12 protein-coding genes and 1 riboswitch are annotated in these 14,108 nt (G+C 59.8%); of the genes, 8 read left to right on the forward strand and 4 right to left on the reverse strand.

Going from position 1 to position 14,108, the window contains the following annotated elements; translation table 11 throughout:
- Positions 1 to 2 precede the first annotated feature (2 nt).
- The 5 genes from DBAC_RS04350 (at position 3) to phnE (DBAC_RS04370) (ending at position 4,314) form a co-directional block, all read left to right on the forward strand.
- Positions 3 to 479: a ferritin-like domain-containing protein gene (locus DBAC_RS04350; protein WP_015773073.1), complete on the forward strand. Its 477-nt coding sequence runs from the start codon at positions 3 to 5 to the stop codon at positions 477 to 479.
- Positions 480 to 917: 438 nt separating this feature from the next.
- Positions 918 to 1,934, forward strand: a complete 1,017-nt coding sequence (phnD, locus tag DBAC_RS04355; RefSeq protein WP_015773074.1) for a phosphate/phosphite/phosphonate ABC transporter substrate-binding protein — start codon at positions 918 to 920, stop codon at positions 1,932 to 1,934.
- Positions 1,935 to 1,953: 19 nt separating this feature from the next.
- Positions 1,954 to 2,748, forward strand: a complete 795-nt coding sequence (gene phnC / locus DBAC_RS04360) for a phosphonate ABC transporter ATP-binding protein (RefSeq protein WP_015773075.1) — start codon at positions 1,954 to 1,956, stop codon at positions 2,746 to 2,748.
- The gene (phnE, locus tag DBAC_RS04365; protein ID WP_015773076.1) at positions 2,745 to 3,530 is read left to right on the forward strand and encodes a phosphonate ABC transporter, permease protein PhnE; all 786 of its coding nucleotides are present in this window, start codon (positions 2,745 to 2,747) and stop codon (positions 3,528 to 3,530) included. The genes phnC and phnE (DBAC_RS04365) overlap by 4 nt, the downstream gene beginning before the upstream one ends.
- Positions 3,523 to 4,314: a phosphonate ABC transporter, permease protein PhnE gene (gene phnE, locus DBAC_RS04370; protein ID WP_015773077.1), complete on the forward strand. Its 792-nt coding sequence runs from the start codon at positions 3,523 to 3,525 to the stop codon at positions 4,312 to 4,314. Before phnE (DBAC_RS04365) ends, phnE (DBAC_RS04370) begins: the two co-directional genes overlap by 8 nt.
- 135 nt (positions 4,315 to 4,449) lie before the next feature.
- Here phnE (DBAC_RS04370) and DBAC_RS04375 read toward each other — a convergent pair whose 3' ends face one another.
- The 3 genes from DBAC_RS04375 to ribB form a co-directional block, all read right to left on the reverse strand.
- Positions 4,450 to 6,141: a nuclease-related domain-containing protein gene (locus DBAC_RS04375; RefSeq protein ID WP_015773078.1), complete on the reverse strand. Its 1,692-nt coding sequence runs from the start codon at positions 6,139 to 6,141 to the stop codon at positions 4,450 to 4,452.
- Positions 6,142 to 6,327: 186 nt separating this feature from the next.
- Entirely contained in the window at positions 6,328 to 6,792 is a 465-nt protein-coding gene (gene ybaK, locus DBAC_RS04380) for a Cys-tRNA(Pro) deacylase (protein WP_015773079.1), read from the reverse strand.
- A 107-nt stretch (positions 6,793 to 6,899) separates the two neighbouring features.
- Entirely contained in the window at positions 6,900 to 7,556 is a 657-nt protein-coding gene (gene ribB, locus DBAC_RS04385) for a 3,4-dihydroxy-2-butanone-4-phosphate synthase (RefSeq protein ID WP_015773080.1), read from the reverse strand.
- Between the two features lie 69 nt (positions 7,557 to 7,625).
- A riboswitch (FMN riboswitch) is annotated at positions 7,626 to 7,774 on the reverse strand.
- Between the two features lie 188 nt (positions 7,775 to 7,962).
- Here ribB and DBAC_RS17645 point away from each other — a divergent pair.
- The 3 genes from DBAC_RS17645 to DBAC_RS04400 all read left to right on the forward strand — a co-directional run bounded on the left by DBAC_RS17645 (position 7,963) and on the right by DBAC_RS04400 (position 11,852).
- The gene (locus tag DBAC_RS17645; protein ID WP_015773081.1) at positions 7,963 to 8,400 is read left to right on the forward strand and encodes a hypothetical protein; all 438 of its coding nucleotides are present in this window, start codon (positions 7,963 to 7,965) and stop codon (positions 8,398 to 8,400) included.
- 222 nt (positions 8,401 to 8,622) lie between these two features.
- A complete protein-coding gene (typA, locus tag DBAC_RS04395) occupies positions 8,623 to 10,464 on the forward strand; it encodes a translational GTPase TypA (RefSeq protein ID WP_043811722.1) in 1,842 nt (613 codons plus the stop codon).
- A gap of 2 nt (positions 10,465 to 10,466) precedes the next feature.
- Complete coding sequence (locus DBAC_RS04400) at positions 10,467 to 11,852, forward strand: NAD(P)/FAD-dependent oxidoreductase (protein ID WP_015773083.1); 1,386 nt, start codon at positions 10,467 to 10,469, stop codon at positions 11,850 to 11,852.
- 62 nt (positions 11,853 to 11,914) lie between these two features.
- Here DBAC_RS04400 and DBAC_RS17650 read toward each other — a convergent pair whose 3' ends face one another.
- A complete protein-coding gene (locus DBAC_RS17650; protein WP_015773084.1) occupies positions 11,915 to 14,020 on the reverse strand; it encodes a putative bifunctional diguanylate cyclase/phosphodiesterase in 2,106 nt (701 codons plus the stop codon).
- Positions 14,021 to 14,108 lie beyond the last annotated feature (88 nt).

Below are 14,108 nucleotides of genomic sequence, written 5' to 3' on the forward strand. Positions count from 1 at the left end.
TTATGGCAGGAATATTCAAGGCTACCGACATTCTCCTGGCCGCGCAGGAAGTCGAGACCCGTGGCGAGGTCTTCTACAACCGCCTGGTCGAGACCACCACCGAGCCCAAATTAAAAGACCTGTTCTCCTTCCTGGCCAAGGAGGAGACCAAGCACCGCGAGATCTTCGCCAAGCTCTATGAGCGGGTAGGGCAGGTCGAGCTTCCGGCCTGGGCCGAGGAGGACGAGTATGTGGACTACCTGAAATATCTGCTCGATTCCCACACCCTGTTCCGTCTGGGCGACGTGGCCCATCTGAAGACCTTCATGGGCACGGCGAAGGAAGCCATCGAGACGGCCATGGGTTTTGAGAAGGACACCATCATGTTTTTCCTGGAGATGCGCGAATTCGTGCCCGAAGGGGAGAAAAAATTCGTTCAGGCCTGCATCGACGAGGAGCGCACGCATTTGCGTCTTCTGACCGGAATGCTGCGAAAATAAAAGTACACGGCCATCCTCTTGGGGGCTTTCGGGTGCGAATCCGAAAGCCCCTTTTTTTTGTATTTTATACCCCTGAACCTGCTCGGTCGCCAAGACTTCACGTTGCACTAACGTTACAATTCGGTTACATTTTTGAAGGACGGAACGGGGGCAGGGGAGGGGGCTTGGCGGTTCAAGCCAAAACGCCTTTTTTGCGTCGTCGCGATCAGGGAAAATCCGTGTTGTGGACGCGAGGGCCGGATACCGGCTTTTCCGCGAAAAGGCGTTTTTGGATTTTTTTTTGTTCGAAAGTGAACAGACCCTTTCCATAACGAATGTGAATGTGGAGCGGACGCCCTGTCGCCGGCTCCAGTCGATATGGCCGCGTCTGAGTCGGTTTTGCCTAGAATTGGCTGGCGCATGCGCCATGATAATAAACAATGTAACAAGGAGATGATCATGCAGAAGGGTTTCTTGGGCTTTTTGGCTGCGGTGCTGATCCTGGCCTTCGCGGGCCTCGCGTTTGCGGAGGAATGTTCCAATCGCGGCATACTGGACACCATGTATTGCGACAACGACAAGGATCTGGTTGCCGACAACGCGCCTGCCGGCGAATGCAAGGATCCTTCGACTCTGGTTTTCACCTACACCCCGGTGGAAGATCCCGCCGTGTATCAGGACCTGTTTGCGGACTTCCAGGCGCACATCAAGAAGGTCACGGGTAAAGACGTGATTTATTACACCGTGCATTCCAACTCGGCCCAGGTCGAGGCCATGCGCTCCGGCCGCCTGCACATCGCTGGCTATTCCACCGGCCCCACCGGCTTTGCCGTGAATCTGGCCGGTTATGTGCCCATCGCCGTCAAGGGCGACGAAAAGGAATTTCAGGGCTACAATCTGATCGTCATCGTCAAGAAGGACAGCCCCATCCAGACCATGGCCGACCTCAAGGGCAAGAAGGTCGCGCACACCTCGCCCTCGTCCAACTCCGGCAACCTGGCACCCCGCGCCTTGTTCCCGGCCCAGGGCATAGTGCCCGACGAAGATTACACTGTCGTCTACTCCGGCAAGCATGACCAGTCCGTACTGGGCGTGGTGCATGGCGACTATGACGCCGCCCCCGTGGCTTCCGACGTTTACGAGCGCATGCTGCGCGCCGGCCGTGTCGATGAAGGTGCCGTTCGGATCATCTTCACCAGCCCCCGTTTCCCCACGTCGTCCTTCGGCTATTCCAGCCAGCTGTGCCCGGAACTGGTCGAGAAGATCAAGGAAGCGTTCTTCTCCTATCGCTACACCGAAGAGATGAAGAAGGCCTTTGACGGCGCGGATCGTTTCTTCCCCATCACCTACCAGAAGGATTGGGCGGTCATTCGCGACATCGCCGAAGCCACGGGCGCAAGCTACAATGAAGAAGGCCTGCAGGCCATGATCGCCAAGGAAAAGGCGGACGCGGAAAAGAAAGCCAAGAAGCAGTAACCCAATACAAGGCATTATCGTGACGTCACCACACAATAGCGGGAACGGGGGGAATGCCTCCCGTTCCCTGATCGTAAAGGATCTGGTCAAGGCTTACGTGCCGGGCAAACCGGTACTCAAAAACATCTCTTTCGAGGTCCGTGGGCGTTCCACGGTGGCCATCATCGGCCCTTCCGGAACGGGCAAGAGCACGCTCCTGCGCTGCATCAACCGCCTCATCGACCCGACCAGCGGCACCATCACCGTGGCCGGACACGAAATCACGCGGCTCTCGGGCAAGGACCTGCGTCTGGCCCGGCACCATGTGGGCATGGTCTTTCAGGAATTCAATCTGGTGGAGCGCCTCTCGGTCATCGAAAACGTGCTCTGCGGCCGGCTCGGGTTCGTGCCGGTCTGGCGGGCCTGGCTGCGCAAGTTCGAGCCGCACGACATCGACCGGGCTTTCGAGCTCATCGACATGGTCGGGTTGAGCGAGTTCGCCACGGAGCGGGCCGACGCCCTGTCCGGCGGGCAGCGCCAGCGCGTGGGCATTGCCCGGGCCGTGATGCAGAACCCGGACGTGATCATGGCCGATGAGCCCACCTCGTCCCTTGATCCCAAAACCTCCGTCGAGATCATGGGCCTTTTGAACGATTTCTCCAAGGCGCACGACATCCCGGTGCTGATCAACATTCATGACGTGAATCTGGCCAAACGCTTTGCGGACCGGGTCATCGGCATGTCGCTGGGGAGCATCGTGTTCGATGGTCCGCCTGCGGATCTGACCGACGCGCATCTCAAAGAGATCTACGGCGGCGAGGACTGGTTGTCATGAGCGCGGCCATCACCAGAAGAGCCTTCAAGCCCAATTGGCTTGCGCGGCTGGGGTGGCTCGCCGTGATCGGGTATTGCGTGATCGCATTCTGGTCTCTGGACATCACCTGGGACCGTTTTGTGATCGGCCTTGAGAATGGCGCAAAATTCCTGGGCAGCATGATTCCGCCCAATTTCGAGCGCTGGAAGCTGTTGCTGGGCAACCTTCTGGAGACACTTGAAATCGCGGTGATTGCCTCGGCTTTCGGCGTGGCGCTTTCCCTGCCCATCGGCCTGGCCGCGTCGCGCAACCTGATGCCGACCTGGGCGACCTGGCCGGCCCGGATTGTCATTGCGATCTGTCGCTCGTTCCATCCGGTCATCTTTGCCATCCTGTTCGTGAAGGCGGTGGGATTCGGCCCTCTGGCGGGCATCCTGACCCTGGTTTTCGCGTCCATCGGGTTTATCGGCAAGCTCTTCGCCGAGGCCATCGAGGAGATTTCCCTCAAGCCGGTGGAGGCCTGCCGGGCGGCCGGAGCCCCGTTCATGAGCGTCATCCTGTATGCCGTGCTGCCGCAGGTGCTGAACCGTTTCATCGGCTTCGCAACCTACCAGTTCGACGCGAACATCCGCAATTCGACCATGGTCGGCATCGTCGGCGCGGGCGGCATCGGCGGCACCCTGTTCGCGGCCTTCCAGCGTTTCGATTACGATTTCCTGGCCGCCATTCTCATCTCCATCATTGTCCTCGTCATGCTCGGCGAGTATCTCGCATCCATAGTCAAGGCGGTGTTCAATGACTAGTCGCATCTGGGAACGCTTTACCCCGGCCCAGCGCCTGGCGCGGTTCACCATCTATCTGGCTGCGGTCATCGCCCTGGTCGTGTCCATGCGCACGGTCCAGATCGTCCCCGAATTCCTGTACGACGCCCCGACCCAGATGGCGGACATGTTCGAAAGGATGTGGCCGCCGGACTATGCCTATTATCCGGACGGCGTGCACGAGGCATTGGTTGAGAGCATGCACATCGCGGGCATGGGAACGATTCTGGCGCTGGTGATGTCCCTGCCCGTGGCGCTGCTGGCGGCCAAGAACATTACCCCCGTCCCTGCCCTGAACTGGCTGGCCAGGCTGATCCTCGTGTCCTCGCGTTCGGTGAACACGCTGGTCTGGGCGATCCTGTTCGTGGCGGTCTTCGGCCCCGGCGCCCTGGCCGGAACGATCGCCATCGGATTCAGGTCCATCGGCTTTTGCGGCAAGCTTCTGGGCGAGGCCCTGGAGGAATGCAACAAGGGGCCGGTGGAGGCCCTGAAGGCGGCGGGAGCGCCGTGGCCGAGCATCTTCCTGAAAGCCTACTGGCCTCAGGTTTCCCCGGCCTTCTGGGGCATCACCCTGTTTCGGTGGGACATCAACGTGCGCGAGTCGGCGGTCATCGGCCTGGTCGGCGCCGGCGGAATCGGAATGGCCCTGGATACGGCCATCGACCTGTTCCGCTGGACCCAGGTCTCGCTCATCCTCCTGTGCATCTTTGCCGTGGTCATCGTGGCCGAGATCGTGGTCACCAAGATCCGGCAGAAAATCATCTAACATCCAGCGCATAACTGCGAAAAAAACCGCGTCACGGTAAAGCGAGAGCTTTTCGTGACGCGGTTTTTTTTTGTTTCACGCCGGGCGTGACCGCACCTTTTGTATCGTTGCCAAAGGCCGCGCATGGGCGCGGGGTTAGAAATCGAGTTGCCCCTGATCGCTCAGAAAGCTCATGGTCGTGTGCCTGCGTTTTCCACTTTCCAGATACACCACGCTGTAGAAGCCCTTGGGCAGGACAATGTCCCGCACGCTCTTGCCCTTTATCTCGAAGGGGCCGAACTCCTTACAAGTCTGCTGGTTTTTGAACCACAAGACAAGGGGGCGCGGAGAGGTGACGACGAGCCTGCCCTGATCGAACGACTCTTTCGTGCTTTGGGGAAGGCTTTTGCCCGCGACTTCGGCTTTAGGCTTGGGGAGTGTCGCAGTGGGCGATGGCGCGTCCTGGTGTTTTTCACCGGAATGCGCATCCGTATCCGGGGATGTGGCATTCACATCCAAATGCGCTGCCGCGGTGGCGGAGGAGTTTGCTTCGGGTTCCGGTTCAGGCGTGGATGCCGCATCGTCATTGGACTGGGAGAAGACCGGGGACGCGGGTTCGCCTTCGATCGCGTCGGCCCTGGACGCCTCGACTGACGGCAAGATGTCCTTTAGCGCAGGACTGGTATGATTGCCGCTATTTTTGGGTTGCCCCACCATGGGGGCGGGGGAATCAGCGGCATTTCTTGCAGCTGGTGCGGGTGCTACGGAGGCTTCGGGTTCGGCACCGGCTGTCTGCCCTGTTTGGATGAACATATGTTCCATCCTCAAGAGGCCTTGTCTGTGGGCAATGTATCCCGTGTAGCCGGCAATGAGTAAAACAGTCACCGCAAGTTGCGGGATGCTCGGTTTCCAAAGAATCTTATGGGGTTGGTCCGCTGGTGCGGCCTCGGACTCATCCGGAATAAAGGAATAGAGTCGGCCGCATTTGGGGCATTCGCCGGAAAAGAGCTCAAATTCTTCCAGGCTTGGCTGGTGGCCGCACCTGGTGCAAATAGGGCGATTTGAGTTCGGCTGCGGGCGAGACATATCGGAGTCGTTGTGGAGTCCGCCTGTAGCGCTGAGTCGCGGCCCGGTTTGGGAGCTTACCAATGCAGACAATTTTTCGATCAGCACATGGATCTTGTCCGCAGGCAGTGGGTCGTCGTGGGCCAGGATGGCCTGCACCAGGTTTCCGGCCTCGACAACCAGCGCTGCGCGAACAGGGCCTGTAATCCCGACGCTGGCCCGGCTGAAGCACAGCACCGGACAGGGGCGCACTCCGCCTGTGTACTGTAAATCCAAGTGTTTGGTCAGTTTTTGGGTCTGGTTCCAGCAATGGGTCAGCATGTCCAGTAGGAATGGCCATCCGTTGAGGCGCAGAGACTCGCCCGTGGCCGTGATATTCCCGAGATGGCTTCTGGTCTTGATCAGGAAGAGCCCGTTCGGGCCGATGACGGCGTGGTCGAGCTGGGTGCCTTCGAAATGCAAATTATGGAAGACATGGTACTCGTCGGGGAGTTGCCGCAACGCTTTGTTGACGATCTGGGCTGCCCGGGCGTTTGTCTGTGAATGCGAGAGATAGTGCGAAAGGGTCAGGCCAAGCTCTTCGAAACGCAGGATGGCCGCTATGAAGAACACGGCAAAGAAGGCGGTGATCCATGGCTGGTTTTGGTTGAACGCATACAGGCCTGCCGCCGCCAGCATCAGGACGAAAAGCAGGGGCAGGACAAGGCGCAGCAGGATGTCTTTGCGCCGGGCGCTGGCCCGGGTGATGCTACTGTGAACCGCGCTGCCGTGTATATGAGCCATGACGCCTCTGCATGATCTTGCGTTACGGGGTGCTGAACGCTCGGACTTTAAGCCCGAGATCGGGAATCATGTCAAGCGCTGCGAATGTAAGACAAAATTGCGTAACGCATCGGAGCGGGCACCCGTGGCGGTTACGCATGCGAGGCCATGACGCGGACATGCGTCGCGAATGCAGGAGCGATGGGGCTATTGCGTGAGCCGGGCAAAACCGCCCCCGGTCATACGGGCCAGATCCGCCGGGGCGATTTCAATGTCCAGGCCGCGACGGCCGCCGCTGACCAGGATGGTCGCATGAGCGGTGGCCGAGGCGTCGACGAAGGTGCGCAGCCGCTTTTTCTGCCCCAAAGGGCTGACCCCGCCCAGAACGTACCCCGTGGTCCGTTCCACCAGGGACTTGTCGGCCATGGCCGCCTTCTTGGCCCCGGCGGCCTTGGCCAAGTGCTTGAGGCCGAGCATCGCCTCCACCGGGATGACGGCCACCACCAGTTCCCCGCCGAGGTCTGCGACCAGGGTCTTGAAGACGCGCTCCGGATCGACGCCGAGCTTTTCGGCGGCTTCAAGGCCATAGGAGGCGCATGCGGGATCATGTGCGTATTCGCGCACGACAATGTCGATTTTCGCTTTTTTGGCGGCGTTTATGGCGGGTGTCATGGGGGTGCGGCTACAAAGACGCGCGGCAAAAGTCCAGTCGGGAATTGCGGGGAAGGCGCGGCGCGTCCCGGTCAGGGGATGCGCCGCGCCTTATGGCCGATCGCGGTCTAGATCGCGGCCTGCGCCGAGGCCAGGATATATTCCTTGATGTCGTCGATGGTCACAACGGGCAGGTCGTGGCGTTTTCCGAATTCCTGAATCTGGGGCATGCGGGCCATGGTGCCGTCTTCGTTGGTCACTTCGCACAAGACGCCGCAGGGCTTGAGGCCTGCCAGGCGCATGAGGTCCACGGTGGCCTCGGTGTGCCCCTCGCGTTCCAGCACTCCTCCGGGCCGGGCCCTGAGCGGGAAGATGTGTCCGGGCCGGTGCAGATCCCCCGGCCGGGCGTCATCGGCGATGGCGGCCTGCACCGTGCGCACGCGGTCGGCGGCGGACACGCCGGTGGTCACGCCCGTGGCGGCCTCGATGGAAACGGTGAACGCGGTCTGGTAACGGCTGGAATTGTTGTGGACCATGGGCGGCAGCTCCAGGGCGCGCGCCTTGTCCTCGGGCAGGCAGAGGCAGACGATGCCGCTGCATTCACGGATGAGCATGGCCATCTGGGCCGTGGTCAGGGACTCGGCGGCGAAGATCAGGTCGCCTTCGTTTTCGCGGTTTTCGTTGTCGGTGACCAGCACCCCCCGGCCTTGTTGCAAGGCCGCAAGGGCGCGTTCGACCCGGACGCGGGGAGGGGTGTTCTCGAAATTCTCTGAAGTCTGATTCACGGTGGTTCTCCTTGGAATTGAGCGTGAATCAGGGCGCGGCAAAAAACCGTTCACGCCCGTGAACGGCGGCCGTCTTCTCTTTCATCCGGACTGTCACCGTCGGCTCCGGCTTCTCACCGGATCTGCTGACCTTCCGGACCCCCGGAAGCGCTCGCGGGCTCCCCGCCAAAAAACGGGACACCGCCGGTGGGGAATTGCACCCCGCCCTGAGAAGCGGGCACAATGCGCGGTGAGACGCGCGGTGTCAACGGTCCGAATACCGCAACTGACCTTGTATGACAAAATGGCAAAACTCGCCCATTGCCTCGCGCACGGGAAGGGGGTAGGGTGCTTTAATAGAGAACATGCCACAAGGACTTTCCCTTGTGGCTTTTTTTTCCCGCAACGTTACTTTAAAGGATCGATTATGACAGAAAATCAAATACAAGCAGGCAGTTCCGTCGAATCTCAATGCAAGAAATGCAAGACCGTGACCGACCATCACGTGGTCGTCATGTCCGGTGAGAAGATCGCCAAGGTCGAGTGCAAGGTTTGTAACGCACGTCACGCCTACGTGTCTCCTACTGCCGAGCCCAAGGTCAAGAAGCCCGCCACCCCGCGCCCCAAGAAGGCTGCCCTGGCCTCCACCAAGCAGGCCCTGGCTCTGGCCGAGCAGTGGGAAAAGCTGGTCACCCCTTGCGCCAAGCCCTTGACCTACAGCATGGAGCGTACGTTTCAGATCGGCGATGTCATTGATCATCCGACCTTTGGCCTGGGTTATGTCCAGAAACTCATGAAGCCTTGCACTGCCGAAATCCAGTTCAAGGACGCCATTCGCAACATGCGCTGCGGGACATTCAAATAGGCTTCAAGGCTTTTCTCTTGCCGCTAGCTGCCTTAAACGGCCGCCTTTCCGGACTTGCGCCCTAAATAAAGATCCGCTTTTTTCGTTTCTTTCCTTCTTGACGTCGCACGAAAGGTGCGCGTAATGGAAAAATAGTGTCGTGCGCCGTGTGTTGTGCGCCGTGCGACCGCTCCACATCGGCTTCAGTTAAGGAAGCCGTTTTTTATGCTCTACGAGGAAAATATGCCCACCATGCAGAATAATGACAATATCAGAAATATCGCTATCATAGCTCACGTTGACCATGGCAAGACCACCCTGGTGGACGTCATGTTCCGACAGTCCGGAGTGTTCCGGGACAACCAGGCCGTGGATGACCGCATCATGGATTCCATGGATCTGGAACGCGAACGCGGCATCACCATCGCGGCCAAGAATTGTTCCGTGCGCTGGAAGGGCGTGAAGATCAATATCGTCGACACCCCCGGCCATGCCGACTTTGGCGGGGAAGTGGAACGCGCCCTGTCCATGGTCGACGGCGCGGTCCTGCTGGTGGACTCCTCCGAAGGCCCGCTGCCCCAGACCCGTTTCGTGCTGAAAAAAGCGCTGGACGCGAGCCTGCCCATCCTGGTCGTGGTCAACAAGATCGACCGCGCCGATGCCCGGCCGCAGGAAGTGCTGGACGAGGTCTACGACCTGTTCATCGACCTTGGCGCTGACGAGGACCAGCTTGAATTTCCTGTGCTCTACGCCATCGGCCGCGACGGCGTGGCTTCTCCGGTGCTTGAGGAACCGGGCACGGATCTGTCCTGCCTGTTCGACCTCATTCTGGAACGCATTCCCGGCCCTCGCTTCGATCCCGCCGCGCCGTTTCAGATGCTTGTTTCCGACCTGGGGTATTCCGACTACCTCGGCCGTCTGGTCATCGGCAAGATCAAGGCCGGCCTGCTTCAGGAAAAGGCCGATCTGCTGTGCATCGGCGAAAACGATCAGTACTCCTTCCGCCCGACCAAGGTGCAGGCCTACGAGGGCATGCAGCTCAAGGATCAGGCCGCCGTCGAGATGGGTGACATCGTGGTCATGGCGGGATTGAACAAGGTCGGCATCGGCGACACCATCTGCCTCAAAGAGAGCCCGGTGCGTCTGAAGCGCATCGACGTGGACGAGCCTACCGTGTCCATGCGCTTCACCATCAACACCTCGCCCTTTGCCGGTCGCGAGGGTAAGATCGTGCAGTCGCGCAAGATCAAGGACCGTCTTGAAAAAGAGGCCCTGACCAACGTGGCCATCCAGGTCGAGGAGAGCGAGGATAAGGACTCCATGGTCGTCAAGGGGCGCGGCGAATTCCAGTTGGCCATCATCATCGAGACCATGCGCCGCGAAGGCTTCGAGCTTGGCGTCGGCCGGCCCGAGGTCATCTACAAGAAGGATGGCGGCAAGCTCCTTGAGCCCTTGGAGCACGTCTACGTGGACTGCGACGAGTCCTTCATGGGCGTGGTCACGGAGAAACTGTCCATCCGCCGCGGCAAGCTCCTCAATCTGGTCAACAACGGCAGCGGTCGCGTGCGCATGGAATTTTCCGTGCCGTCGCGCGCGCTCATCGGCTACCGGGACGAATTTTTGACCGACACCAAGGGCACGGGCATCATGAACTCCCTGTTCGACGGATACGGCGAGTACCGGGGTGATTTTCCGACACGTTTTTCCGGCTCCCTGGTCTGCGACAGACAGGGCCAGGCTGTGCCGTACGCGCTCTTCAACCTGGAGCCGCGCGGCCGGATGTTCGTGCGCCCGGGCGATGCGGTGTACGAGGGCATGATCGTCGGCGAGCACAACCGCGACAACGACATCGACATCAACCCCTGCAAGGAAAAGAAGCTGACCAACATGCGCGCCTCGGGCAAGGATGAAGCCATCATTCTCACCCCCGTTCTGCCCATGACGCTTGAGATGGCGCTTAACTTCATTCGTGACGACGAGATGGTCGAAGTGACTCCGCAGAACATCCGTCTGCGCAAGATCGAGCTTTCGGCCCAGAAGCGGCACACCATGTCCGCGCGCAAGAAGAAAGTCGAAGGAAAATAGATATGCCCAAGAAAGTCCATGACGTGATCATTGTCGGCGGCGGTCCGGCAGGTTTGTTCGCGGCCTTCCACTTGGCCGAGCAGGCGAGCCTTGATGTGCTTCTTATCGAGAAGGGGCGTGATTCCCTGGTCCGCAACTGTCCCATGACCGGCGAGCAGGATTGCATCCACTGCAAGCCCTGCAACATTCTTTCGGGCATGGGCGGGGCCGGGCTTTTTTCCGACGGCAAGCTCAACTTCATACCCAAGCTGGGCAAGACCGATCTGACCCAGTTCATGAGTCTGGGCAAGGCCACCGCGCTTATCGACGAAACGGAAGGCATCTTCAACCGTTTCAACATGGACGGCAAAGTCTATCCGACCAATATCGACGAGGCCCGTTCCATCCGCAAGGAAGCGCGCAAGTTCGGCATCGATCTTCTGGTCATCAAGCAGAAGCACCTCGGCAGCGACAACCTGCCCGGTCACATCACCGGCATGGTCGAGTACATCAAGTCTAAGGGCGTGACCGTGCGCACCAAGGAGGAGGTGGTCGACATCCTGGTGACGGATGGCCGGGTGCGCGGCGTGACCACGGCCAAGGGCGAGTATCTGGCGGACAACGTCATCCTGGCGCCGGGCAGGGTCGGGGCGGAGTGGGTCGGACAGCTCGTGCAGCGTCACGGCCTGGCCGTGACCCAGCGCGGCATCGAGGTCGGCGTGCGCGTGGAAGTGCACAACGAGATCATGCAGGACCTGTGCTCCATCATCTACGACCCGACCTTTTTCATCCGCACCGCCAAGTACGACGACCTGACCCGGACCTTCTGCACCAACTACGGCGGTTTCATCGCCCAGGAAAACTATCAGGATTTCGTCTGCGTCAACGGCCACGCCTACATGGACAAGAAGAGCGAGAACACCAACTTCGCCTTTCTGTCCAAGGTGGTCCTGAACGAGCCTGTGACCGACAATCAGGCTTACGGCGAGTCCATCGGCCGCCTGGCGACCCTTATCGGCGGCGGCAAGCCCATCCTGCAGCGCTTCGGCGACCTGAAGCGCGGCCGGCGGTCCACCTGGAACCGCATCCGCAACAGCTACATCGAGCCCACGCTCAAAAAAGTCGTGTGCGGCGACATCGCCATGGCCCTGCCGGAACGCATCCTGACCAATCTGGTGGAGGGGCTTGAAAAGCTCAATCAGGTCGTGCCGGGCGTGGCCAACGACGAGACGCTGCTGTACGCGCCGGAGATCAAGTTCTTCGCCACGCAGGTGGAATGCGACGAGAATCTTGAGACGGCCATAGAAGGACTCTACGTGGCCGGTGACGGACCGGGAGTGGCCGGCAATATCGTCTCGGCCGCGGCCACGGGTCTTATTCCGGCCAAGAGCATCCTGGCCAAGGGATAATCCGTTTCTTTGGGCCCGGTGACACGAAAGAGGGGCGCTGCCGTTGCATGACGGGAGCGCCTTTATTTTTTCAGATGCCGGCTGATGAAGTCGTCGATTTCATCGAGCAGGATCGGCCTTGAAAAATGGAACCCCTGGGCATACTCGCAGCCCATCTCCTGCAGCGTGAGGCACTGGGCCTCGGTCTCGATGCCCTCGGCGACCACGGACAGGCCCAGGTTGTGGGCCAGGTTGATGATGGTGCGCACGATGACGCGGTTGGCGTGCTTGTCCAGCTGGGTCACGAAGCTGCGGTCGATTTTGAGCGTGTCGATGGGAAATCTCTGCAGGTAGCTCATGGACGAATACCCCGTGCCGAAATCATCGACCAGAATGGCCAGGCCAAGCTCCTTCATGATTCGAAGCTTCTGGATCGTGGCCTCGGGGTTGGTCATGACGTCGCTTTCGGTGATCTCGAGCTTGAGCTGCGTGGGATTGATCCGGTTGTGGCGGATGCAGCTGAACAGGTTGTGCACCAGGTCGGGGTCGGAGAATTGGCGGGCGGACAGGTTGACGGACACGCTGAGCGTATTTCCCGGGTATTTTTCGGCCCAGGAGTGAAGCACCTTGCACGACTGCTCCAGGACCCATTGCCCAATGGGCAGGATGAGCCCGGTCTGTTCGGCGATGGGGATGAATTCGCTGGGGGGGACCCAGCCCCTGTGCTTGGGCTTCCAGCGCAGCAGGGCTTCAAAACCGCTCAAGGTCGCGTTCTGGGTAATGGAGAAAATCGGTTGCAGGGCGAGGAAGAACTCGTTTTCGCTGATGGCGTTGCGCAGTCGTGTTTCCGTATCCAGTTTCTTGATGGCCTTGTCCTGCATCTCCGGCGCGTAAAACCGGAGCTGATCGAGTCCTTGTTCCTGAGCGTGTCGCAGGGCGATGTTGGCTCCCTGCAGAAAGTTTTCGGGTGAAGTGCATTCGTTGGGGCCGAAGAGCGCTCCTAAACATGCGCTGATGTGGATGGAGTGGTGCTCGATGTCCAGGGTGCGGTTCAGCGCGGACTTGATTTTCTTTATGGTGGCCGTGCCCGTTTTTTTGGAGGGCAATTCCTCCAGCAGCACCACGAATTCATCGTCGCCGAGGCGCGCTACCGTGTCCACGGCTGATACGGTATCGAGCAGGACGTGTCCGACGGACTGGAGCAGCTGGTCGCCGACGAGATGCCCGAGGCTGTCGTTGACGTCCTTGAAACGGTCGATGTCGATCTGCACGACGGCAAAAAGGTAGTCGTCGCGCACCTGGCTGCGTTCCATGGCCTGCTGGATGCGGTCCAGGCAGAGGGCGCGGTTGGGCAGGTTGGTCAGGGCGTCATGGAAGGTTCGGTGCTGCAGATGCTTTTCGGCATCCTTGCGTCTGGTGGTGTCCTCGAATATGGCGGCCACCTGGCGAGGCTGGGGACTAAAAGCGACCACGGAGAAATGCTTGTCCACAAATCCCGCGAAGCTGTCGAAACGGATGGACTCGCGGGTCAGGGCGGTCTTGGCGAGGATGTCGATCCAGTACGGTTCGACTTTCTCCGAGAGCTGACGCAGGCTGCGTCCGATAATGTCTTTCGCGGGCAGGTCGAAAAAGCTGGCAAAGGCCGGGTTGACATCGAGAAAAAGAAGATCCCTGGGTTTTCCCTTGTCGTCGGTCACGACCTCGTGCAGGGCGAAGCCGTTCAGCATGGAGTCGAAAAGAAGCCTGTACTGCTGTTCGCTTTTCTGCAGCGCCTGCGCGGCGGCGTGTTTGTAGAGGGCGATCTCGATGGCTACGTGCAGGTCCCGGGATTCCGCGGGTTTGATGATGTAGCCGAAGGTTTCCGTGATCTTGGCCCGGTTCAGGGTTTCTTCGTCGTCATGCCCGGTCAGGTAGATGATGGGAATCTGCGTGTTTTCGAGGATGGCCTTGGCCGCCTCGATGCCGTCGATGCCTCCGTCGAGAAAAATATCCATGAGGATGAGCGACGGGGCTTGCCTGGATACGGCCGCTATGGCCTCTTCGCCGGAGGCGATGATGCCCTGGACCTGGTAACCGAGTTTTTGCAGGCGCTGTTGCATGTCGAAGGCAACAATGGCGTTGTCTTCGACCAGAAGAATGCTGGCCGGAGTGGGAGAGTTGGCGGTTGGCGCAGGGTGGGTGGAGTTCATCGGAGCATTTTGCATTGGGTAATGGTTATGGTGCGTTTACGTTTTTTCGACTGTCAACGGCAAGACTTTTTATATTTTCCAGAAATTC

This window comes from Desulfomicrobium baculatum DSM 4028 (assembly GCF_000023225.1).
GTDB lineage: Bacteria > Desulfobacterota > Desulfovibrionia > Desulfovibrionales > Desulfomicrobiaceae > Desulfomicrobium > Desulfomicrobium baculatum.